The following is a 22,857-nucleotide window of genomic DNA, read 5'->3' as shown; positions in this document are numbered from 1 at the left end:
TTTCGGTGGGGTTTTCGGTTCCGGGAGGGCGCTGTCCGGCCGGTCAGGAGGCGGGGAGGATCTCCCGCAGCAGGCCGGTGGTCACATCGAAGACGAAGCCGCGGACGTCGTCCGTGTGCAGCAGGAACGGCGAGGTACGCACGCGCTGCATCGACTGGCGTACGTCCTGGTCGGCGTCCTTGTACGCCTCCACGGCCCAGACCGGACGCTGGCCGACCTCCGCCTCCAGCTCCTGGCGGAATTCCTCGGTGATCGATTCCAGACCGCAGTTGGTGTGATGGATGAGTATGACGCTGCGCGTGCCGAGGGCCCGCTGGCTGATGGTCAGCGAACGGATCACATCGTCGGTGACCACGCCGCCCGCGTTGCGGATGGTGTGGCAGTCGCCGAGCGCCAGGCCGAGCGCGTCGTGCAGGTCGAGCCGGGCGTCCATGCAGGCGACCACGGCGACGCGCAGCACCGGCTTGGCGTCCATGCCCGGGTCTTCGAATTCGGCGGCGTACCGGACGTTCGCCTCGACGAGACGGTCGGTGACCGTGTCTCCGGAGGGGGCGGGGGAGGCAGGCCCGGCGGGGGATTGCGCGGAAGTCGACATGGCTATGACGTTAGCCTCCGCACCCGTGCCGGTCGTGCTGCGAGAAGGCACAAAGAACGTCAACGAGACTTGTTGTGAGGTAACCCACAAGCCTCACACCGTGCGTCCGGGCGGGTGAACAGCGGGGCCCGGCGACGCGCAGCCGGGTTGATTGATCGGGAATCGATCGAATGGCAGGGTGGACTAAAGTGACGGGAAGTTACCGACACCCTGCACATTCCGTAGATTTCCCCTGTGTGCGCGGCGTACGTACGGGCCCGGCCCTCTCCCGCTCGCCGGCCGGCGGCGTTCCTTCCCCGGCGCCTGCCGACCTCCCCTTCTGAGCGGGCGGGGACCAGGCCGTACGTGCGGCCACACGGGACCTGAGCCTGAGAGGGCACATGAGCCAGACCCGACACGTCCCGGTGATGCTCCAGCGGTGCCTGGACCTGTTGGCCCCGGCTCTGGAGGCGCCGGGCCCGCAGGCGCCCGTGGTCGTCGACTGCACCCTCGGCCTCGGCGGGCACAGCGAGGCTCTGCTCTCCGCCTTCCCCTCCGTACGGCTGATCGGGCTGGACCGGGACAAGGAGGCGCTGCGGCTCTCCGGCGAGCGGCTCGCCCCGTACGGCGACCGGGCCACCCTGGTGCACGCGGTCTACGACGAACTGCCCGAGGTGCTCGACAGGCTCGGCATCCCGAAGGTCCAGGGCGTCCTGTTCGACCTCGGCGTCTCCTCCATGCAGCTGGACGAGGCCGACCGTGGATTCGCGTACGCCCAGGACGCCCCGCTCGACATGCGGATGGACCAGACGACCGGCATCGGCGCGGCCGAGGTGCTCAACACCTATCCGCCGGGCGAGCTGGTCCGGATCCTGCGGGCGTACGGCGAGGAGAAGCAGGCCAAGCGGATCGTCTCGGCGATCGTGCGCGAGCGCGAGAAGGAGCCGTTCAGCAACAGTGCCCGGCTCGTCGAGCTGATCCGCGACTCGCTGCCCCAGGCCGCCAAGCGCACCGGCGGCAACCCCGCCAAGCGGACCTTCCAGGCGCTGCGCATCGAGGTCAACGGCGAGCTCACCGTCCTGGAGCGGGCCATTCCGGCTGCCGTGCAGAGCCTCGCGGTCGGTGGCCGCATCGCCGTCCTGTCGTACCACTCGCTGGAGGACCGGCTGGTCAAGCAGGTGTTCGCGGCGGGCGCCGCCACCACGGCGCCGCCCGGACTGCCGGTCGTCCCCGAGCGCTACCAGCCCCGGCTGAAGCTGCTGACCCGCGGCGCGGAACTGCCCACCGAGGAGGAGGTCGCCGAGAACCGGCGCGCCGCCCCCGCCCGGCTGCGCGGCGCCCAGCGGATCCGCGAGGAGGAGCGATGAGCGTCCGGCGTCCGGGGAACCGGAAGCCGGCGGCGCACGGGGCGCCGCGGTGAGCGGACCGGCCGGGCAGTTGAAAGGGCGCGCCGCGCGGCTCGCCCGGCTGCTGCCGGCCGGGCCCAGCAACGCGGCCCGCACCCCCTTCGTCCTGCTGGTCGTGGTGCTGCTCGGCGGCGGCCTGATCACGCTCCTGGTGCTCAACTCGGCCCTCAACGAAGGGTCGTTCAGGCTGAGCGAGCTGAAGAAGCGGACCACCGGGCTCACCGACGAGCAGCAGGCCCTCCAGCGCGACGTCGACAACTACTCCAAGCCGGACGCCCTGGAGCGGCGCGCCCGCGAGCTGGGCATGGTGCCCGGCGGCAGCCCCGCCTTCCTGAATCCGGACGGCACGGTCCGCGGCGTACCCGCCGAGACCACCGCCGAGCCCGTGCCCGCCCCGCCTCCGGCGAAGAACAGCGCGCCGGCGGCGCCCCGCGCGACCGCGCCGCCCGCCACCGTCCCGGCCTCGTCCTCCCCGTCGCCGTCGGCCGGCTCCCCGGGCACCGCCGCGTCGCCCAGTACCTCCGCTACCCCGCCCGCCGGGCCGCGTACCCCGGCAGACCAGCCCCCGACGAGCCCCGGCAGGTGACGCAGTGCCGCCCAAGGATCCACCGCGCCGCCGGGTCCCCGGCCCCGCCCGCCCGCGCAGCGGCGCAGGCGGGCAGGGGCGCCCGCGGCCCGCCGCCCGCCGCCCGTCCTCCCCGGCACGGCGCCCCCACCCGCCCCGCGGCCGGTCCACGCGCACGCTGCGGCTCGGCAACCCGCGCCCCCGGCTCCGCCTGGTCAGCCTCGCCCTGACCCTCGTCATGCTGGCGTTCGTCATCCGGCTGCTCCAGGTCCAGGCCGTCGACGCCAGCGCGTACGCGGCCAAGGCCAAGGTGAACCGCTACCTCAGTTACACGATCTCCGCCGAGCGGGGCGAGATCACCGACCGCAGCGGGATCGCCCTGGCCACCAGCGTCGACGCGTACAACATCACCGCCGACCCCTCGATGTTCACGCCCGAGTTCAGCAAGGCCCCCGACGCGCCCCAGCAGGCGGCGGCGCTCCTCGCCCCGATCCTCGGGACCGACGCCACCGAGCTGACCCGGAAGCTGTCCGGGAAGGGCCGCTACGTCGTCCTGGCCCGCCGCCAGACCCCGCAGGTCTGGAACCAGATCAAGGACCTCAAGTCCGTCTTCGCCGAGAAGGCGGGCAAGGCCCGGGCGAGCGGCGGTGAAGGAGCCAATGTCCTCGCCGGGATCTTCCAGGAGACGACCACCAGACGGGTCTACCCCAACGGGGGTCTCGCCGCCGGGATACTGGGTTACGTCAACGCCGACGGCAAGGGCGCGGGCGGCCTCGAATCGCAGCTGGACAAGGAGCTCGCGGGCGAGGACGGCAAGATCAGCTACGCCCAGGCGGGCGGCCGGCGGGTGCCCACCGCGGGCACCAAGGAGGTCCCGGCCGTCCCCGGGGCCGACATCGAGCTGACCATCGACCGCGACATCCAGTGGGCCGCCCAGCAGGCCATCACCGACCAGGTGAAGAAGTCCAGGGCAGACCGCGGCTACGTCGTCGTCCAGAACACCCGGACCGGCGAGGTCCTCGCCATGGCCAACGCGCCCGGCTTCGACCCCAACGACCTCTCGCGGGCCGACGCGGCGTCGCTGGGCAACGCGGCCCTCCAGGACGTCTACGAGCCCGGCTCCACCAGCAAGGTGATGTCGATGGCCGCCGTGCTGGAGGAGGGGGCCGCCACCCCGGGCACCCATGTCACCGTCCCCAACCGGCTGCACCGGGGCGACCGGCTCTTCAAGGACGACATCGACCACGCCACCTGGTACCTCACGCTCAACGGCGTACTCGCCAAGTCCAGCAACATCGGCACCATCCTGGCCACCGGCGAACTGGGCAGGACCCAGGCCGAGGCCAACAAGGTCCTCTACTCCTACCTGCGCAAGTTCGGGATCGGCTCGCCGACCGGGCTCGACTATCCCGGCGAGACCCCCGGCATCCTGGCCAAGCCCCAGGACTGGTCGACCTCGCAGCAGTACACGATCCCGTTCGGCCAGGGCCTCTCGCTCAACGCCATGCAGGCCGCCTCCATCTACTCGACGATCGCCAACGGCGGGGTCCGTGTCGCGCCCACGCTGGTACGCGGCACCAAGGGCGCCGACGGCCACTTCACGGCCGCCGATCCACCCGAGCGGACCAGAGTGGTCAGCGCGAAGACCGCGAGGTCGCTCGCCGCCATGCTGGAGTCGGTGGTCGGCGACGAGGAGGGCACCGGAACGAAGGCCAAGATCCCGGGTTACCGGGTGGCGGGCAAGACCGGTACGGCCAACCGGGTCGACCCGGTGCGCGGCGGCTACCACGGCTACACCGCGTCCTTCGCGGGCTTCGCACCCGCCGACAACCCGCAGATCACCGTCTACTGCGCGATCCAGAACCCGACCAAGGGCAGCTATTTCGGCGGCCAGATCTGCGGGCCGATCTACAAGCAGGTCATGGAGTTCGCGCTCAAGACCCTCCAGACCCCACCGTCCGGCAGCAGGCCAGCCCGGCTGCCGGTGTCCTTCGATCCCGGCGAGTGAACTCGGGGAAACCATCCAGTGACAACCATCACGCCCGATCCCGGGAACCGGAACGGGAACCACCGGAACCCCGGCCCCTCACTTCGCGAGAGGCCGGGTGCGCCCGGTACGCTCACCGCCGTGCCCCACGCTGATCAGTTCCAAACCACCCAGAAGGCCGCCCCTGTGAACTACCCGGGAGCGCCCCGCCCGGACCGGATCGGACCGACTTCGCTCGGCGAACTGGCGGCCCGGCTGGGAGTCGAGCCGCCGGGAACCGGAGAGGTCACCGGCATCACCCACGACTCCCGGGCGGTACGCCCCGGCGACCTCTACGCGGCCCTGCCGGGAGCCCGCCTCCACGGCGCCGACTTCGCGGCCCAGGCGGCCGGTCTCGGCGCGGCGGCGATCCTCACCGACCCGCCGGGCGCCGAGCGTGCCGCGGCCACCGGACTCCCGGTGCTGGTCACCGAGGACCCGCGCGGCCGGATGGGTGAGCTCGCCGCCGAGATCTACGGACGGCCCGGCGCCGGTCTGCTCCAGATCGGCATCACCGGAACCTCCGGAAAGACCACCACCGCCTACCTGATCGAGGGCGGCTTCCGCGGCGCCGGGCGCGCCACCGGGCTCATCGGCACCGTGGAGATGCGGATCGGCGACGAGCGCATCAAGTCCGAGCGCACCACCCCCGAAGCCACCGACCTGCAGGCACTGTTCGCCGTCATGCGCGAGCGCGGCGTCGACTCGGTGACCATGGAGGTCTCCAGCCACGCCCTGGTGCTCGGCCGGGTCGACGGCTGCGTCTTCGACGTCGCGGTCTTCAACAACCTCAGCCCGGAACACATGGAGTTCCACTCCGGGATGGAGGACTACTTCCAGGCCAAGGCACAGCTCTTCACCCCGCGGCGCAGCAGGCGGGGCGTCGTCAACTTCGACGACGAGTACGGCCGCAGGCTGATCGGCGAGGCGTCCGTCCCGGTCACCACCTTCTCCGCCGAAGGCCACCCGGACGCCGACTGGCGGGCCGAGAACGTCGAGACCGGGCCGCTCGGCTCGACGTTCACCGCCGTCGGCCCCCAGGGCGAGCGGATCGCCGCCAGAGCCCCGCTGCCCGGCCCGTTCAACGTCGCCAACACCCTCGCCGCGATCGTCACGCTCGCCGTCGCGGGCATCGACCCGCAGACCGGGGCCGAAGGGGTCGCGGCCGTTCCGGGCGTGCCCGGCCGGCTGGAGCGGGTCGACGCCGGACAGCCGTATCTCGCGGTCGTCGACTACGCGCACAAGACCGACGCCGTCGAGTCCGTGCTGCGCTCCCTGCGCAAGGTCACCAAGGGCAGGCTGCACATCGTCCTGGGCTGCGGCGGCGACCGCGACACGACCAAACGCGGCCCGATGGGCGCCGCCGCGGCCCGCCTCGCCGACACCGCCGTACTGACCTCCGACAACCCCCGTTCCGAGGACCCCCTCAAAATCCTCGCCGCAATGCTCGCGGGCGCCGCCGAGGTGCCCGTCGACGAGCGGGGCGACGTCCTGGTCGACGCCGACCGGGCCGCCGCCATCGCCGCCGCGGTCGCCCGCGCCGAGCCCGGTGACACGGTGCTGATCGCCGGCAAGGGCCACGAGCAGGGCCAGGACATCCACGGCGTGGTACGCCCCTTCGACGACCGCGTGGTCCTGCGCGCGGCCATCGAGCGCTCCACGGGGCACGAGCCCACCGAGAGCTCCGACCACCGCGCCCACACCCACGAGAACAACAGTCAGGGATGACCAAGTGATCGCCCTTTCCCTCGCCGAGATCGCCGAAATCGTCGGCGGGCAATCGCACGACATACCCGATCCGGCAGCAATCGTCAGCGGGCCCGTCGTCATCGACTCCCGAAAGGTGGAGCAAGGCAGTCTGTTCGCCGCCTTCGCAGGCGACCGGGTCGACGGCCACGACTACGCGCAGCGCGCCGTCGAGGCGGGCGCGGCAGCCGTGCTGGCCACCCGCCCCGTCGGTGTCCCGGCGATCGTCGCCGACGACGTCGTGGCCGCACTCGGCGCGCTCGCCCGCACCGTCGTGGGCCGCCTCGGCACCACCGTCGTCGCGCTCACCGGCTCCGCGGGCAAGACCTCCACCAAGGACCTCATCGCGCAGCTCCTCGAACGCAAGGGGCCCACCGTCTACCCGGCGGGCAACCTCAACAACGAGATCGGCCTGCCCCTCACCGCGCTGCGCGCCACCGAGGACACCCGCCACCTCGTCCTCGAAATGGGTGCACGCTACATCGGCGACATCCGCTACCTCACCGGACTCGTCCCGCCCCGGGTCGGCCTCGTCCTCAACGTCGGCACCGCCCACATCGGCGAGTTCGGCGGCCGGGAGCAGATCGCCCAGGCCAAGGGCGAGATGGTCGAGTCGCTGCCCGAGGACGGCGTAGCCGTACTCAACGCCGACGACCCGCTCGTACGCGCCATGTCCTCCCGCACCAAGGCCCGGGTGCTGCTCTTCGGGGAAGCCGCGGAAGCGGACGTACGGGGCGAGAAGGTCCGTCTCACCGACGACGGACGCCCCGCTTTCCAGCTCCACACACCCACCGGGTGCAGCGACGTGACCATGCGCCTGTACGGTGAGCACCACGTGTCGAACGCGCTCGCCGCGGCCGCCGTCGCCCATGAGTTGGGCCTGTCCGCAGACGAGATCGCCGAAGGGCTCTCCGAGGCGGGCACCCTCTCCCGCTGGCGCATGGAGGTCACCGAGCGTCCGGACGGCGTGACGTTCGTCAATGACGCCTACAACGCGAACCCCGAATCCATGAAAGCCGCGCTGCGCGCGCTGGTCGCCATGGGGAAGGGCCGTCGCACGTGGGCGGTGCTCGGCCAGATGGCCGAGCTCGGCGACGCCTCGCTCGCCGAGCACGACGCGGTCGGACGGCTCGCCGTCCGGCTCAACGTCAGCAAGCTCGTCGCGGTCGGGGGCAGAGAGGCCTCCTGGCTGCAACTGGGCGCATACAACGAGGGTTCGTGGGGTGAGGAGTCGGTGCACGTGTCCGACGCACAGGCCGCGGTCGACCTGCTGCGCAGTGAACTGCGCCCGGGAGACGTCGTGCTGGTGAAGGCGTCCCGGTCGGTCGGCCTGGAGCAGGTCGCCATGGCACTGCTGGAGAACGCGTCCGAGGGCGAGGTCACCGGCCGATGAGGCAGATCCTCTTCGCGGGGGCCATCGGGCTCTTCCTGACCCTGGTCGGGACTCCGCTGCTGATCAAGCTGCTGGCCCGCAAGGGATACGGGCAGTTCATCCGGGACGACGGCCCGCGCACCCACGGGTCCAAGAAGGGCACGCCCACCATGGGCGGCATTGCCTTCATCCTGGCGACGATCATCGCGTACCTCGCGGCGAAGCTGATCACCGGCGAGGAGATGCGATTCTCCGGCGTGCTGGTGCTCTTCCTGATGGCCGGCATGGGCCTCGTGGGCTTCCTCGACGACTACATCAAGATCGTCAAGCAGCGTTCGCTGGGTCTGCGGGCCAAGGCGAAGATGGCCGGCCAGCTGATCGTGGGTATCGCCTTCGCGGTGCTCTCGCTCCAGTTCGCGGACAAGCAGGGCAACACCCCGGCCTCCGACAGGCTGTCGTTCGTCGCGGACTTCGGCTGGTCGATCGGCCCGGTGCTGTTCGTCGTCTGGGCGCTGTTCATGATCCTGGCCATGTCCAACGGCGTGAACCTGACGGACGGTCTGGACGGTCTGGCCACCGGCGCGTCGGTGATGGTCTTCGGCGCGTACACCTTCATCGGGCTGTGGCAGTTCCAGGAGTCCTGCGTCAACGCGGACACCCTGACCAACCCCAACGCCTGTTTCCAGGTACGCGATCCGCTCGACCTCGCGGTCGTCGCCTCCGCGCTGATGGGTGCCTGCTTCGGCTTCCTGTGGTGGAACACCTCGCCCGCCAAGATCTTCATGGGCGACACCGGTTCGCTGGCGCTCGGCGGAGCCCTCGCCGGTCTGGCGATCTGCTCCCGCACCGAGTTCCTGATGGCCATCCTCGGCGGTCTCTTCGTGATGATCACCATGTCCGTGGTCATCCAGGTCGGTTCCTTCAAGATGACCGGCAAGCGGGTCTTCCGGATGGCGCCGCTCCAGCACCACTTCGAACTCAAGGGGTGGTCCGAAGTCCTTGTCGTGGTCCGCTTCTGGATCATCCAGGGCATGTGCGTGATCGTCGGACTCGGACTCTTCTACGCGGGATGGGCAGCCGAGAAGTGAGCAACCAGGACTGGCAGGGCAAGCACGTCACCGTCGCGGGACTCGGGGTCTCCGGAATCCCCGCGGCCAAGGTGCTGCGCGGCCTCGGGGCCGTCGTCACGGTGGTCAACGACGGGGACGACGAGCGTTCCCGTGCGCAGGCCGCGGAGCTGGAGGCGCAGGGGATCACCGTGCGCCTCGGCGACGGGGCGACCCTGCCCCAGTCCACCGAGCTCATCGTCACCACCCCGGGCTGGAAGCCCGACAAGCCGCTCTTCACCGCAGCCGCCGAGGCGGGCGTCCCCGTCTGGGGCGACGTCGAACTCGCCTGGCGGCTGCGGGGCCCCGGTGCGGCACCCTGGCTCGCGGTCACCGGTACCAACGGCAAGACCACGACCGTACGGATGCTCGCCTCGATCCTCCAGGCGGCCGGGCTGCGCACCGCGGCCGTCGGCAACATCGGCGTCTCCCTCCTGGACGCCGTCCTCGGCGACGAGGAGTACGACGTCCTCGCCGTCGAGCTGTCCAGCTACCAGCTGCACTGGGCACCCTCGCTGCGCGCCCACTCCGCCGCCGTCCTCAACCTGGCCCCGGACCACCTCGACTGGCACGGCTCCATGGCGGCGTACGTCGCGGACAAGGGCCGGATCTACGAGGGGAACCAGGTCGCCTGCGTCTACAACGCGGCCGACCCGGCGACCGAGGACCTGGTCCGCGAGGCCGACGTCGAGGAGGGCTGCCGGGCCATCGGCTTCACCCTGAACACCCCGGGCCCGTCCCAACTGGGTGTCGTCGACGGCATCCTCGTCGACCGCGCCTTCGTGGCGAACCGGCAGAAGCAGGCCCAGGAGCTCGCCGAGGTCAAGGACGTCGACCCGCCGGCCCCGCACAACATCGCCAACGCCCTCGCGGCGGCGGCCCTGGCCCGCGCCTTCGGTGTCGAGCCCGCGGCCGTACGCGACGGACTGCGGGCCTTCCGCCCCGACCCGCACCGCATCGAGCACGTCGCGGACATCGCAGGGGTCGCGTACGTCGACGACTCCAAGGCCACCAACACCCATGCCGCCGAGGCATCCCTGGCGGCCTACGACCCGATCGTCTGGATCGCCGGCGGCCTCGCCAAGGGCGCCACGTTCGACGAGTTGGTGACCGGGGCCGCGGGTAGGCTGCGGGGCGTCGTACTGATCGGCCGGGACCGGGAGCTGATCCGCGAAGCCCTCGCGCGACACGCCCCCGAGGTCCCGGTGGTCGACCTCGGCCGGACCGACACTGGGGCGATGTCCGAGGCGGTCCGCGAGGCGGCACGGCTCGCCCGGCCGGGAGACACCGTACTGATGGCCCCGGCCTGCGCCTCGATGGACATGTTCGTCAATTACAACAAGCGGGGCGAGGCGTTCGCGGACGCGGTCCGCGAGCTCGCTGCCGAGAGCGCCTGACGGGCCCGGCCTCCGCGCACGAGCAGTGGAGGGGACAGCGACAATGCCGGCCGAAGAGAGCTCTGCCGGGCCCCGTGGGGACCGCTCACGGGCCACCGCGGCGATCAGCCGGGCCATCGCCCCGCCCCTGCTCGCGGGAGCGGGAGCGGGCGCCCCTGCGGCGCTCGGCCCCGTCCTGCGGGTCCGTGCGGCCACCGGCTCCCGGCGCCCGACGGCGCCGCGCTCCAAGGGACGCCTGGCCGGCGGCCCCCGTGCTCCCCGCTCGCCCCGCGGTGGCGTGCGGCGGATCCACGAGCGGGTGCGCCGGGCCTGGGACCGCCCTCTGACCGCCTACTACCTGATCCTGGGCGCCGGCCTGCTGATCACCGTGCTCGGCCTCGTGATGGTCTACTCCGCCTCGATGATCAAGGCCCTGGAGCTGGACAAACCAGGTACCTACTTCTTCCGCAAGCAGTTCCTCGCCGCCGTCATCGGTGCCGGACTGATGGCGCTCGCCGCCCGGATGCCCGCCAAACTGCACCGGGCGTTCGCCTACCCGCTGCTCATGGGAACCGTCTTCCTGATGGTGCTGGTCCAGGTGCCGGGGATAGGGATGTCGGTCAACGGCAACCAGAACTGGCTCTACCTGGGCGGCCCCTTCCAGCTCCAGCCCAGCGAATTCGGCAAGCTCGCCCTGGTGTTGTGGGGCGCGGACCTGCTCGCCCGCAAACAGGACAAGCGACTGCTGACGCAGTGGAAACACCTGCTCGTCCCGCTCGTCCCCGTCGCCTTCATGCTCCTCGGGCTGATCATGCTCGGCGGCGACATGGGAACTGCGATCATTCTCACCGCGATCCTGTTCGGACTGCTCTGGCTGGCCGGGGCGCCCACCCGGCTCTTCGGAGGGGTGCTGGGCTTCGCCGCGCTGATCGCCTTCGTACTGATCAAGACCAGTCCGAACCGGATGTCCAGGCTCGCCTGCATCGGCGCCAGCGAGCCCGGACCGGGGGACTCCTGCTGGCAGGCGGTGCACGGGATCTATGCTCTGGCGTCCGGCGGATGGTTCGGTTCCGGGCTCGGTGCGAGTGTGGAAAAATGGGGCCAACTACCTGAACCGCACACCGACTTCATCTTCGCCATCACCGGGGAGGAACTGGGGTTGGCGGGGACGCTGTCGGTACTCGCCCTCTTCGCGGCTCTAGGCTATGCGGGTATCCGCGTGGCCGGACGCACGGAGGACCCCTTCGTGAGGTACGCCGCGGGAGGTGTGACCACCTGGATCACGGTGCAGGCCGTGATCAACATCGGTGCGGTGCTCGGCCTGCTGCCGATCGCCGGTGTCCCGCTCCCGCTGTTCTCCTACGGAGGATCGGCTTTGCTGCCGACCATGTTCGCCGTCGGGCTGCTGATCGCGTTCGCGCGAGACGATCCCGCGGCGAAGGCGGCCCTGGCCATGCGGAGGCCCGGGGTGAGATGGAAGACGATGAGACGGCGCGTCAAGAAGCGTCCGTCCGGAGAGCGGTGAATTTCGGTGCATGTCGTACTCGCCGGTGGGGGGACCGCCGGCCACATCGAGCCCGCGCTTGCCCTCGCGGACGCCCTGCGCAGGCAGGACCCGACCGTGGGAATCACTGCCCTCGGCACGGAGCGCGGACTCGAGACCAGGCTCGTACCCGAGCGGGGGTACGAACTCGCCCTGATCCCGGCCGTGCCGCTGCCGCGCAAGCCCACCCCGGAGCTGATCACCGTCCCGGGACGGCTGCGCGGCACCATCAAGGCCGCCGAGCAGATCCTGGAACGCACCAAGGCGGACTGCGTCGTCGGCTTCGGCGGCTACGTCGCCCTGCCCGGCTACCTCGCCGCCAAGCGGGCCGGTGTGCCGATCGTCGTCCATGAGGCCAACGCCCGCCCCGGCCTGGCCAACAAGATCGGCTCGCGGTACGCCCACGGCGTCGCCGTCTCCACCCCCGACAGCAAGCTGCGCGGTGCCCGCTACATCGGCATCCCGCTGCGCCGTACCATCGCCACCCTGGACCGGGCCCGGGTCCGTCCCGAGGCGCGTGCCGCCTTCGGTCTCGACCCCAACCTGCCGACGCTGCTGGTCTCCGGCGGCTCGCAGGGCGCCCGTCACCTCAACGAGGTGGTCCAGCGGGTCGCTCCGCTGCTGCAGCGCTCCGGCATCCAGATCCTGCACGTGGTCGGACCGAAGAACGAATTGCCGCGCGTCGACAACATGCCCGGTATGCCGCCCTACATCCCGGTACCGTACGTGGACCGGATGGATCTCGCGTACGCCGCGGCCGACATGATGCTCTGCCGTGCAGGCGCGATGACCGTCGCCGAACTCTCCGCCGTCGGGCTCCCCGCCGCCTACGTCCCGCTGCCCATCGGCAACGGCGAACAGCGGCTCAACGCCCAGCCGGTGGTCAATGCCGGCGGTGGTCTGCTGGTGGACGACGCGGCGCTCACCCCCGAGTGGGTGCAGGGCAACGTCCTCCCGGTGCTCGCGGATCCGCACCGGCTGTACGAGATGTCCCGCGCCGCCGCCGAGTTCGGCCGCCGGGATGCCGACGACCTGCTCGTCGGCATGGTGTACGAGGCGATTGCCGCACGCCGAGGCGCGTGAGGCGGACGGGTCCGGGGGCGGTGCCCCCGGACCCGGCATAAGGAGCGAGCGTGGCCGGACCGACGACCGTCCAGCGCGGCACAGGGCAGCGGAAGGACTCCCCGGCCCGCCCGCCGCGCCCGCGCCCCCAGGGGCGCCGACTGCCCAGTCGCAGAACGCTGATCGTGAGCGGCGTGCTGGTGCTGCTGCTCGCCTCCGGCATTGTCTGGGCGCTCTACGGCTCGTCCTGGCTCCGGGCCGAACAGGTCAGGACCACCGGTGTCGACGTACTGACACCGGCCGAGGTGGAGGCCGCCGCGGAGGTCCCGATCGGGGCCCCGCTGATCTCCGTCGACACCGACGCCATCGCCGCGCGATTGCGCCAGAAGTTGCCTCGTATCGATTCCGTGGATGTCGTACGGTCATGGCCGCACGGAATCGGACTTAAGGTGACGGAACGACAGCCGATCCTGTTGGTGAAAAAGGGCGCAAAGTTCATTGAAGTGGACGCGAAAGGCGTGCATTTCGCAACAGTGGACAAATCGCCCCGGCGCGTACCCCTGCTGGAACTGAAGCCTGATCAGTCCGCCGGTCTGCGCCGCTTCGGCAAGGACCGGCTGGTGCGGGAAGCGGTCCGGGTCGCGGGCGGACTTCCGGGTGCTGTCGCCAAGGACACCGAGGTCGTACGGGTCACCTCGTACGACTCGATCTCCCTGCAACTCACCCGGGGGCGCACGGTGATCTGGGGCAGCGGCGAAGGGGGTCCGGTGAAGGCGAGAGTTCTCACCGCTCTCATGAAAGCCGCACCCAAAGCGGGACACTTCGACGTGAGTGCACCCACCGCCCCTGCGGCGTCGGGCAGTTGACGCACATTTGGCCTGGCCAGCACCCTGGTTGGTCAGCGCTACGGGTGATCACATAGGGTGAAAAGAAAAACGGGAGGTTCGGCGTGTTCGTTGAACGTGCGCCACTTGTCGACTTAGTGTCCTGTTCGGAAGAGTCCATGAAGCAGACACACTGGTAACCCTAAACTTCAACGTTAGGGTTTGGGTCGGCGTTTCGGACCGCCCCAATCGGCATCCGTCGTCGCGGCGGGACTACCGCGAAGCGACGACACGTAACTCGAGGCGAGAGGCCTTCGACGTGGCAGCACCGCAGAACTACCTCGCAGTCATCAAGGTCATCGGTGTCGGCGGCGGTGGTGTCAATGCCATCAACCGAATGATCGAGGTCGGTCTCAAGGGCGTCGAGTTCATCGCGATCAACACGGATGCGCAAGCCCTGTTGATGAGCGACGCCGACGTCAAGCTCGACGTCGGCCGTGAACTCACCCGCGGCCTTGGCGCCGGCGCCAACCCGGCAGTCGGTCGCAAGGCGGCAGAGGACCACCGTGAGGAGATCGAGGAGGTCCTCAAGGGGGCCGACATGGTCTTCGTCACCGCCGGAGAAGGCGGCGGCACAGGCACCGGCGGCGCACCCGTCGTCGCCAACATCGCGCGCTCGCTCGGCGCCCTGACGATCGGCGTGGTCACCCGCCCGTTCACCTTCGAGGGCCGGCGACGCGCGAACCAGGCGGAGGACGGCATCGCCGAGCTCCGCGAAGAGGTCGACACCCTCATCGTCATCCCCAACGACCGGCTGCTGTCCATCTCGGACCGCCAGGTCAGCGTGCTCGACGCCTTCAAGTCGGCCGACCAGGTGCTGCTCTCGGGTGTCCAGGGCATCACCGACCTCATCACCACCCCGGGCCTGATCAACCTCGACTTCGCCGACGTCAAGTCGGTCATGTCCGAGGCCGGATCGGCGCTCATGGGTATCGGCTCGGCCCGTGGCGACGACCGCGCGGTGGCCGCCGCGGAGATGGCGATCTCCTCGCCGCTCCTGGAGGCGTCCATCGACGGCGCCCGCGGTGTCCTGCTCTCCATCTCCGGCGGCAGCGACCTCGGTCTCTTCGAGATCAACGAGGCCGCCCAGCTGGTGAGCGAGGCGGCGCACCCCGAGGCGAACATCATCTTCGGCGCGGTCATCGACGACGCGCTGGGCGACGAGGTGCGCGTCACCGTGATTGCCGCGGGCTTCGACGGCGGACAGCCGCCGGCCCGGCGCGAGAACGTCCTGGGCGCCAACTCCGCCAAGCGCGAGGAGCCCGCCACACCGGCCCGGACCCCGGAGCCCGTGCGTCAGGGCGGTGGACTGGGCTCCGTGCCCATCCGCGAGGAGTCGCCGGCCCAGGCGGAGTCCGTACCGGTGGCGAGCGAGAGCCACCTGCCTCCGGTCACCGCGCCGCACGTCCCGCCGGCCCGTCCCGCGTACCAGGACTCGCAGGCCGAAGAGCTGGATGTTCCGGACTTCTTGAAGTGATAGCTCAGCACCACGCACGGTCCTCGGCGGGCGGCGCCCACTTCTCCTTCACCGACAGGTGGGGCGGAGTGAGCGCCGCTCCGTACGAGGAGCTCAACCTCGGCGGCGCGGTCGGAGACGACCCCGCCGCCGTTCTGGCCAACCGCGAACGCGCCGCCCGGGCCCGTGGCCTGGATCCGGCGCGGGTCGTCTGGATGAACCAGGTGCACGGGCGGGACGTCGCGGTCGTCGAGGGGCCGTGGACGGACGCCTCGGAGATCCCCGCGGTGGACGCCGTGGTGACCGCGCGGCGCGGGCTCCCGCTCGCCGTCCTCACCGCCGACTGCACCCCCGTACTGCTCGCCGACCCGGTCGCCGGGATCGCGGCCGCGGCGCACGCGGGCCGTCCGGGCCTGGTCGCCGGGGTCGTCCCCGCCGTGGTCGAGGCCATGGTCGGGCTCGGCGCCGACACCTCCCGGATCGTCGCCCGCACCGGGCCGGCGGTCTGCGGACGCTGCTACGAGGTCCCGGCCGACATGCGCGCCGAAGTGGCCCGGAGCGTCCCGGCCGCCTGGGCCGAGACCAGCTGGGGCACCCCGGCCGTGGACGTCACCGCCGGGGTCCATGCCCAGCTCGAAGCACTCGGGGTCGTGGACCGGCAGGCCTCGCCGGTCTGCACCCTTGAATCGAGTGACCACTTCTCGTACCGCCGCGACCGCACCACCGGGCGGCTCGCCGGATATGTCTGGTTGGACTGATAGGGCATGACGGACCGTAAGGCTCAACTCGCCGAAAATCTGGCGCGGGTGGAGGAACGCATCGTTTCCGCCTGTGCCGCCGCCGGTCGCGGGCGGGAGGAAGTGACCCTCATCGTGGTCACCAAGACCTACCCGGCGAGCGATGTGCGGATTCTGCACGAACTGGGTGTACGTCATGTCGCGGAGAATCGTGACCAGGACGCGGCACCCAAAGCGGCCGAATGTGCGGATCTGTCGCTCACATGGCACTTTGTCGGTCAATTGCAGACGAACAAGGTTCGTTCTGTGGCGGGTTATGCCGATGTCGTGCAGTCGGTGGACCGGGTCAGGCTGGTCACGGCGCTCTCGGCCGCCGCCGTGCGCGAGGGGCGCGAACTCGGCTGCCTCATCCAGGTGGCACTCGACGCCGAGAGCGGCGAGCGGGGTGACCGGGGCGGCGTCGCGCCGGACGGGATCGAGGAGTTGGCCGCCGCGGTCGACGCCGCGCCCGGGCTGCGGCTCGGCGGTCTGATGACTGTCGCACCGCTCGCCGGACCGTACGCGGGACGGCAACGGGCCGCCTTCGACCGGCTGATGGAATTCTCATCACGCCTGCGCGGGAACCATCCGGCTGCGAACATGGTCTCTGCGGGGATGAGCGCGGACCTCGAGGACGCGGTCGCGGCCGGAGCGACACATGTGCGCGTCGGTACGGCGGTACTCGGAGTCCGACCCGGGCTCGGGTAACGTCGCCAAGCAGGTCGGACCACAGCAGAAAATATGGTCATTCCCGCCCATGGCGGGCAGGCCTCAGTGGATCGCGGGGCACTTGGTGACAGATGCCGATCCACCACAGAGCGGAGGACTCAGAGCATGGCCGGCGCGATGCGCAAGATGGCGGTCTACCTCGGCCTCGTGGAGGACGATGGGTACGACGGTCCGGGGTTCGACCCCGACGACGAATTCGAACCCGAGCCGGAGCCCGAGCGCGACCGGCGGCGGCACCAGCCCGCGCATCAGGTGGAGCGGGAACGGGACGAACCGGTACGAGCGGTGCAGCCTCCCGCGCAGCGGGAGCCGGTTCAGATCCCGGTGGAAAGAGAGCGACCCGCCCGGATCGCACCCGTGGCATCCATCACACCTGAACGCCCGAACATGGAGAAGAACGCACCGGTGATCATGCCCAAGGTCGTGTCCGAGCGGGAGCCCTACCGCATCACCACGCTGCACCCCAGGACCTACAACGAGGCCCGTACCATCGGGGAACACTTCCGTGAGGGCACTCCGGTGATCATGAATCTCACGGAGATGGACGATACGGACGCAAAGCGACTTGTCGACTTTGCCGCAGGACTCGTCTTCGGTCTCCATGGCAGCATTGAACGCGTGACGCAGAAGGTGTTCCTGTTGTCGCCTGCTAACGTCGATGTCACGGCGGAGGACAAGGCCCGCATCGCTGAGGGCGGATTCTTCAACCAGAGCTGAGAACACGACACCGGGAACAACCCGGCCGCGAGGCCGGAGCTAAGAGAGCCAGGGGAGAGGGAAGCGCGAAATGGGCGTCGCACTGCAGGTTGTCTATATCGCGCTGATGTGTTTCCTCATCGTGCTGATCTTCCGGCTGGTCATGGACTACGTCTTCCAGTTCGCACGTTCATGGCAGCCCGGCAAGCCGATGGTGGTCATACTTGAGGCCACCTACACTGTCACCGATCCACCGCTCAAGCTTCTGCGGCGATTCATCCCGCCGCTGCGTCTCGGGGGCGTGGCACTCGACCTGTCCTTCTTCGTTCTGATGATCATCGTCTACATCCTGATCAGCATCGTGATCAGGCTGTGAGCGATACGGTCTTGCCGACTGCCGACGACTACGTAGAGGTGAAGAAGAGATGCCGCTGACTCCTGAGGACGTGCGGAACAAGCAGTTCACGACCGTCCGCCTCCGAGAAGGCTATGACGAGGACGAGGTCGATGCCTTCCTCGACGAGGTCGAGTCCGAGCTGACCCGCCTGCTCCGTGAGAACGAGGACCTGCGCGCGAAGCTGGCCGCCGCCACGCGTGCCGCCGCGCAGAACCAGCAGCAGCAGGGCATGCGCAAGCCGGAGCCGCAGGACCGGCCCGGGGCACCGGTGCCCGCCGCCATATCGGGTCCGCCGGTCCAGCAGCAGCCCCCGCAGATGGGTCCCCCCCAGCTGCCCGGTGGTGCTCCGCAGCTGCCCGCCGGTCCCAGCGGTCACGGTCCTGGTCCCCAGGGCCCGCACGGCCCCGGTCCGCAGGGCCCGCACGGCCCCGGCCCGATGCAGGGCGGTCCCATGGGTGGCCCGATGGGCGGCCCCATGGGTGGTCACGCCCCGCAGCAGCAGATGCAGCAGATGCAGCAGCCGCAGATGCAGCAGCCCGGTCAGGGCCCCGGTGGCGACAGCGCCGCCCGTGTCCTCTCGCTCGCGCAGCAGACCGCCGACCAGGCGATCGCGGAGGCCCGTTCCGAGGCCAACAAGATCGTCGGCGAGGCGCGCAGCCGCGCCGAGGGCCTGGAGCGCGACGCCCGTGCCAAGGCGGACGCCCTGGAGCGGGACGCGCAGGAGAAGCACCGCGTGGCGATGGGCTCGCTGGAGTCGGCCCGCGCGACGCTGGAGCGCAAGGTCGAGGATCTGCGTGGCTTCGAGCGTGAGTACCGGACCCGTCTGAAGTCCTACCTGGAGAGCCAGCTGCGTCAGCTGGAGACCCAGGCGGACGACTCGCTGGCTCCGCCGCGGACTCCCGCGACCGCCTCGCTGCCGCCGTCGCCCTCGCTGGCTCCGGCCGGTGCGGGTGCCATGGGCCACACCATGGGCGGCAACCACGGCAACCAGCCGATGGGCGGCGCCCCGTCCATGGGCGGTGGGCCCTCGTACGGTGGTCAGCAGCAGATGTCGCCGGCGATGACCCAGCCGATGGCGCCGGTGCGGCCGCAGGCGCCGCAGCCGATGCAGCAGGCTCCTTCGCCGATGCGCGGGTTCCTGATCGACGAGGACGACAACTGAGCCGGGTGCGCGCGGTGAGCGCGTAGCCGTCGGCAGGCTGAGGGCCGGGCCCCGGGGATTTCCCCGGGGCCCGGCCCTTTTGCGGTGTGCGGCGCGGGGACTGTTCTGCCACCCGCCCCTTCCCGGGACCGGGGCTCTGCCCCGGGCCCCGCTCCTCGACCGCACGAGGGGCTGAAGGGGAAGCCGGGCGGGCTGAAGGGGGCGGCCGGCGGGTTGGGACGGTGAGGGCGGGAGGCGCAGGAATCGCGGCGCCGGGACACCGGGGAAACAGCGGGAGGGCCCGGCCGGACTGGTGTCCGGCCGGGCCCTCCTGGTGTTCGCGGGTTACTGCTCCGTCTTGCGGAGGCGGAACGTCAGGGACAGGCCCTCGTCCTCGAACGGCGCGCCGTACGTGGGGTCCGCCTCGCCGTGGGCGTAGTCCAGGGCGAGGACCTCGTCCGCGATCAGGGAGGCGTGTTCGGTCAGGGCCTCCACCGTGGCGGGGGAGGCCGACGTCCAGCGGACGGCGATGCGGTCGGCCACGTCCAGGCCGCTGTTCTTGCGGGCCTCCTGGATGAGGCGGATCGCGTCACGGGCGAGGCCCGCGCGCCGCAGCTCCGGGGTGATCTCCAGGTCCAGGGCGACCGTCGCGCCCGAGTCGGACGCGACCGACCAGCCCTCGCGCGGGGTCTCGGTGATGATCACCTCGTCCGGCGAGAGGGTGACCGTCTCGCCGTCCACCTCGACCGACGCGGTGCCCTCGCGCAGGGCCAGCGAGAGGGCCGCCGCATCGGCGTTCGCGACCGCCTTGGCCACCGCCTGGACGCCCTTGCCGAACCGCTTGCCGAGCGCCCGGAAGTTCGCCTTCGCCGTCGTGTCGACCAGCGAGCCGCCGACCTCGGACAGGGAGGCCAGCGAGGAGACGTTCAGCTCCTCGGTGATCTGGGCGTGCAGTTCGGGGGAGAGCGACTCGAAGCCGGCCGCCGCGACCAGGGCCCGGGACAGCGGCTGGCGCGTCTTGACGCCCGACTCGGCGCGGGTGGCGCGGCCCAGCTCGACCAGGCGGCGCACCAGTGCCATCTGTGTGGAGAGGGACGGGTCGATCGCCGCCGGGTCCGCCTTCGGCCAGCCGGCGAGGTGGACCGACTCGGGGGCGTCCGGCGCGACCGGAACGACCAGGTCCTGCCAGACCCGCTCGGTGATGAACGGGGTGAGCGGGGCCATCAGCCGGGTCACCGTCTCGATGACCTCGTGCAGGGTGCGCAGCGCCGCCTTGTCGCCCTGCCAGAAGCGGCGGCGCGAGCGGCGTACGTACCAGTTGGAGAGGTCGTCGACGAAGGCGGACAGGACCTTGCCGGCGCGCTGGGTGTCGTAACCCTCCAGGGCCTGCGTGACCTGGTCCACCAGCGCGTTCAGCTCGCTCAGCAGCCAGCGGTCCAGGACCGTGCGGTCCGCCGGGGCCGGGTCGGCCGCGGAGGGGGCCCAGTCGGACGTACGGGCGTACAGGGCCTGGAAGGCGACCGTGTTCCAGTACGTCAGGAGGGTCTTGCGGACGACCTCCTGGATCGTGTTGTGGCCGACGCGGCGCGCCGCCCACGGGGAGCCGCCGGCCGCCATGAACCAGCGCACCGCGTCCGCGCCGTGCTGGTCCATGAGGGGGATGGGCTGAAGGATGTTGCCCAGGTGCTTGGACATCTTGCGGCCGTCCTCCGCGAGGATGTGGCCCAGGCAGACCACGTTCTCGTAGGACGACTTGTCGAAGACCAGGGTGCCGACCGCCATCAGCGTGTAGAACCAGCCGCGGGTCTGGTCGATGGCCTCCGAGATGAACTGCGCCGGGTAGCGGCTCTCGAAGAGTTCCTTGTTCTTGTACGGATAGCCCCACTGCGCGAAGGGCATCGAACCCGAGTCGTACCAGGCGTCGATGACCTCGGGGACGCGGTACGCCTCCAGCTGGCAGTTCTCGTGCGAGCAGGTGAACGTGATCTCGTCGATGAACGGGCGGTGCGGGTCGAGGCCCGAGAGGTCGGCGCCGGTGAGCTCGCCGAGCTCGGCGCGGGAGCCGACGCAGGTGAGGTGGCCGTCCTCGCAGCGCCAGATCGGCAGCGGGGTGCCCCAGTAGCGGTTGCGGGACAGGGCCCAGTCGACGTTGTTGTTCAGCCAGTCGCCGAAGCGGCCGTTCTTGACCGAGTCCGGGAACCAGTTGGTCTTCTCGTTCTCCTGGAGCAGCCGGTCCTTGATGGCGGTCGTGCGGATGTACCAGGACGGCTGCGCGTAGTAGAGCAGCGCGGTGTGGCAGCGCCAGCAGTGCGGATAGCTGTGCTCGTACGGGACGTGCCGGAAGAGCTTGCCGCGGGCGGCCAGGTCCTCGGTGAGCGTCTCGTCGGCCTTCTTGAAGAAGACGCCGCCGACCAGCGGCAGGTCCTCCTCGAAGGTGCCGTCGGGGCGGACCGGGTTCACGACCGGCAGGCCGTACGCCTTGCAGACCAGGAGGTCGTCGGCGCCGAAGGCGGGGGACTGGTGGACCAGACCCGTACCGTCCTCGGTCGTCACGTACTCGGCGTTGACGACGTAGTGCGCCTCGGCGGGGAAGTCCACCAGGGTGAAGGGACGCTCATAGGTCCAGCGCTCCATCTCGCGGCCGGTGAAGGTCTCGCCGGTGGTCTCCCAGCCCTCGCCCAGGGCCTTCTCGACGAGAGGCTGCGCGACGACGAGCTTCTCCTCGCCGTTCGTCGCGACGACGTAGCTGACGTCGGGGTGCGCGGCGACGGCGGTGTTGGAGACGAGGGTCCAGGGGGTGGTCGTCCAGACGAGGAGGGACGCCTCGCCGGCCAGCGGGCCGGACGTGAGGGGGAAGCGGACGAACACCGAGGGGTCGACGACCGTCTCGTACCCCTGCGCCAGCTCGTGGTCGGAGAGGCCGGTGCCGCAGCGGGGGCACCAGGGGGCGACGCGGTGGTCCTGGACCAGCAGGCCCTTGTCGAAGATCTCCTTCAGCGACCACCACACCGACTCGACGTACTCGGGGTCCATCGTGCGGTACGCGTCGTCGAGGTCGACCCAGTAACCCATGCGGGTCGTGAGCTCGGTGAACGCGTCCGTGTGGCGGGTCACGGACTCACGGCACCTGGCGTTGAACTCGGCGATGCCGTACGCCTCGATGTCCTTCTTGCCGTTGAAGCCCAGCTCCTTCTCGACCGCGAGCTCGACCGGCAGCCCGTGGCAGTCCCAGCCGGCCTTGCGGCCGACGTGGTAGCCCTGCATGGTCCGGAAGCGGGGGAAGACGTCCTTGAAGACGCGGGCCTCGATGTGGTGGGCGCCGGGCATGCCGTTGGCGGTGGGCGGGCCCTCGTAGAAGACCCACTCGGGGCGGCCCTCGGACTGTTCGAGGCTCTTGGCGAAGACCTTGCTGTCGCGCCAGAAATCGAGCACGGCGTGCTCCAGCGCGGGCAGGTCGACCTGGGCGGGTACCTGGTGGTACTGCGGCGATGTCATGGGCGGACTTCCTCCGGCGGACGTATTCCACTTCCGTCGGAGGGACGAGGGCCTCATCGGCTCCCGCGGTACCACCCTCCTTGGCCCCGGGCGCGTGCCCGTGACCCCCTCATTGGGGTCGCGATGCCGGTTCTACTCGCCCTGCGCCCGTGGGCGGAACCCACGGTCCAAGGCTTTCTTCCGACGGCTCCGGGTGATCTTCACGACGCGCTCGCCCCCGGGCTTCCACCGTCCCCGGGTCGCTCCTGGCTGCGTACGACGCTACTCGTCCCATCCACGCCTCTCGCTGGGGCCAGTGTACGGGCCCGTACGGGGGACGGCCGACCGGTTTAACCCGCGGGGCGGGGCGTGACCCGAATGGGCAGACGACGGGTTACGGGGTCCGGGCGGCGCGCCGGGAGGCGGATTACCCGGCGGCGAGCTGGGCACAACGGAGGCAGGCAGGCCGTTGTCCGGGCGCGGGGAGGACCGATTCGGCGGCGTGCCCCGTTGCCGCGGCGCTGGGGT

General features: G+C 70.6%; 18 protein-coding genes. 16 read left to right on the top strand and 2 right to left on the bottom strand.

The annotated features are described in order from the left end of the window. Positions 1-43: 43 nt before the first annotated feature. Entirely contained in the window at positions 44-595 is a 552-nt protein-coding gene (locus AB0D53_RS11950) for a carbonic anhydrase (protein ID WP_362443764.1), read from the bottom strand. A gap of 380 nt (positions 596-975) precedes the next feature. Between AB0D53_RS11950 and rsmH the strand changes: the two genes are divergently transcribed. The 16 genes from rsmH (at position 976) to AB0D53_RS11870 (ending at position 18,876) form a co-directional block, all read left to right on the top strand. Then, entirely contained in the window at positions 976-1,941 is a 966-nt protein-coding gene (gene rsmH / locus AB0D53_RS11945) for a 16S rRNA (cytosine(1402)-N(4))-methyltransferase RsmH (protein ID WP_189540817.1), read from the top strand. A gap of 49 nt (positions 1,942-1,990) precedes the next feature. After that, a complete protein-coding gene (locus tag AB0D53_RS11940; RefSeq protein ID WP_362443760.1) occupies positions 1,991-2,566 on the top strand; it encodes a septum formation initiator in 576 nt (191 codons plus the stop codon). Positions 2,567-2,570: 4 nt separating this feature from the next. After that, positions 2,571-4,553 carry a penicillin-binding transpeptidase domain-containing protein gene (locus AB0D53_RS11935; RefSeq protein WP_362443757.1) on the top strand — a complete coding sequence of 661 codons (1,983 nt, stop codon included), beginning with the start codon at positions 2,571-2,573 and terminating at the stop codon, positions 4,551-4,553. A gap of 18 nt (positions 4,554-4,571) precedes the next feature. Next, positions 4,572-6,299, top strand: a complete 1,728-nt coding sequence (locus AB0D53_RS11930) for a UDP-N-acetylmuramoyl-L-alanyl-D-glutamate--2,6-diaminopimelate ligase (RefSeq protein WP_362443754.1) — start codon at positions 4,572-4,574, stop codon at positions 6,297-6,299. A gap of 4 nt (positions 6,300-6,303) precedes the next feature. Then, the gene (gene murF / locus AB0D53_RS11925) at positions 6,304-7,710 is read left to right on the top strand and encodes a UDP-N-acetylmuramoyl-tripeptide--D-alanyl-D-alanine ligase (RefSeq protein WP_362443751.1); all 1,407 of its coding nucleotides are present in this window, start codon (positions 6,304-6,306) and stop codon (positions 7,708-7,710) included. Then, the gene (gene mraY / locus AB0D53_RS11920; RefSeq protein WP_093894950.1) at positions 7,707-8,777 is read left to right on the top strand and encodes a phospho-N-acetylmuramoyl-pentapeptide-transferase; all 1,071 of its coding nucleotides are present in this window, start codon (positions 7,707-7,709) and stop codon (positions 8,775-8,777) included. Before murF ends, mraY begins: the two co-directional genes overlap by 4 nt. Next, entirely contained in the window at positions 8,759-10,192 is a 1,434-nt protein-coding gene (gene murD / locus AB0D53_RS11915) for a UDP-N-acetylmuramoyl-L-alanine--D-glutamate ligase (RefSeq protein WP_362443747.1), read from the top strand. Before mraY ends, murD begins: the two co-directional genes overlap by 19 nt. 43 nt (positions 10,193-10,235) lie before the next feature. Further along, positions 10,236-11,696, top strand: coding sequence for a putative lipid II flippase FtsW (ftsW, locus tag AB0D53_RS11910; RefSeq protein ID WP_362443744.1), 1,461 nt, complete (start codon positions 10,236-10,238; stop codon positions 11,694-11,696). A 6-nt stretch (positions 11,697-11,702) separates the two neighbouring features. Then, a complete protein-coding gene (gene murG / locus AB0D53_RS11905) occupies positions 11,703-12,797 on the top strand; it encodes an undecaprenyldiphospho-muramoylpentapeptide beta-N-acetylglucosaminyltransferase (RefSeq protein WP_124718176.1) in 1,095 nt (364 codons plus the stop codon). 50 nt (positions 12,798-12,847) lie between these two features. After that, positions 12,848-13,642 (top strand): FtsQ-type POTRA domain-containing protein, encoded by a 795-nt coding sequence (locus AB0D53_RS11900; protein ID WP_362443741.1) that lies wholly within the window; start codon positions 12,848-12,850, stop codon positions 13,640-13,642. 277 nt (positions 13,643-13,919) lie between these two features. Next, positions 13,920-15,137 carry a cell division protein FtsZ gene (gene ftsZ / locus AB0D53_RS11895; RefSeq protein WP_362443738.1) on the top strand — a complete coding sequence of 406 codons (1,218 nt, stop codon included), beginning with the start codon at positions 13,920-13,922 and terminating at the stop codon, positions 15,135-15,137. After that, positions 15,134-15,874 (top strand): peptidoglycan editing factor PgeF, encoded by a 741-nt coding sequence (pgeF, locus tag AB0D53_RS11890; RefSeq protein ID WP_362443735.1) that lies wholly within the window; start codon positions 15,134-15,136, stop codon positions 15,872-15,874. Before ftsZ ends, pgeF begins: the two co-directional genes overlap by 4 nt. A 6-nt stretch (positions 15,875-15,880) precedes the next feature. Further along, entirely contained in the window at positions 15,881-16,600 is a 720-nt protein-coding gene (locus AB0D53_RS11885; protein WP_362443732.1) for a YggS family pyridoxal phosphate-dependent enzyme, read from the top strand. A 126-nt stretch (positions 16,601-16,726) separates the two neighbouring features. Next, entirely contained in the window at positions 16,727-17,338 is a 612-nt protein-coding gene (sepF, locus tag AB0D53_RS11880; RefSeq protein WP_317866304.1) for a cell division protein SepF, read from the top strand. 70 nt (positions 17,339-17,408) lie between these two features. Beyond that, positions 17,409-17,693, top strand: coding sequence for a YggT family protein (locus AB0D53_RS11875; protein ID WP_072483208.1), 285 nt, complete (start codon positions 17,409-17,411; stop codon positions 17,691-17,693). A 49-nt stretch (positions 17,694-17,742) separates the two neighbouring features. Further along, complete coding sequence (locus AB0D53_RS11870) at positions 17,743-18,876, top strand: DivIVA domain-containing protein (protein WP_362443729.1); 1,134 nt, start codon at positions 17,743-17,745, stop codon at positions 18,874-18,876. Positions 18,877-19,200: 324 nt separating this feature from the next. Here the strand turns inward: AB0D53_RS11870 and ileS are convergent, their stop codons facing one another. Next, complete coding sequence (gene ileS / locus AB0D53_RS11865; RefSeq protein WP_362443726.1) at positions 19,201-22,350, bottom strand: isoleucine--tRNA ligase; 3,150 nt, start codon at positions 22,348-22,350, stop codon at positions 19,201-19,203. Positions 22,351-22,857: the final 507 nt, after the last annotated feature.

The sequence above is a fragment of the Streptomyces sp. NPDC048295 genome (genome assembly GCF_040652135.1).
Classification (GTDB): Bacteria; Actinomycetota; Actinomycetes; order Streptomycetales; family Streptomycetaceae; genus Streptomyces.
Note: the sequence above shows the minus strand (reverse complement) of the source record. Positions and strands in the feature narration are given on the sequence as shown.

Bases quoted from the DNA above. Each gene is read 5' to 3' on its own strand.
- AB0D53_RS11950 (WP_362443764.1), bottom strand. From the start codon at position 595: ATGTCGACTTCCGCGCAATCCCCCGCCGGGCCTGCCTCCCCCGCCCCC.
- rsmH (WP_189540817.1), top strand. From the start codon at position 976: ATGAGCCAGACCCGACACGTCCCGGTGATGCTCCAGCGGTGCCTGGAC.
- mraY (WP_093894950.1), top strand. From the start codon at position 7,707: ATGAGGCAGATCCTCTTCGCGGGGGCCATCGGGCTCTTCCTGACCCTG.
- murD (WP_362443747.1), top strand. From the start codon at position 8,759: ATGGGCAGCCGAGAAGTGAGCAACCAGGACTGGCAGGGCAAGCACGTC.
- ftsW (WP_362443744.1), top strand. From the start codon at position 10,236: ATGCCGGCCGAAGAGAGCTCTGCCGGGCCCCGTGGGGACCGCTCACGG.
- AB0D53_RS11885 (WP_362443732.1), top strand. From the start codon at position 15,881: ATGACGGACCGTAAGGCTCAACTCGCCGAAAATCTGGCGCGGGTGGAG.
- sepF (WP_317866304.1), top strand. From the start codon at position 16,727: ATGGCCGGCGCGATGCGCAAGATGGCGGTCTACCTCGGCCTCGTGGAG.
- AB0D53_RS11875 (WP_072483208.1), top strand. From the start codon at position 17,409: ATGGGCGTCGCACTGCAGGTTGTCTATATCGCGCTGATGTGTTTCCTC.
- AB0D53_RS11870 (WP_362443729.1), top strand. From the start codon at position 17,743: ATGCCGCTGACTCCTGAGGACGTGCGGAACAAGCAGTTCACGACCGTC.
- ileS (WP_362443726.1), bottom strand. From the start codon at position 22,350: ATGACATCGCCGCAGTACCACCAGGTACCCGCCCAGGTCGACCTGCCC.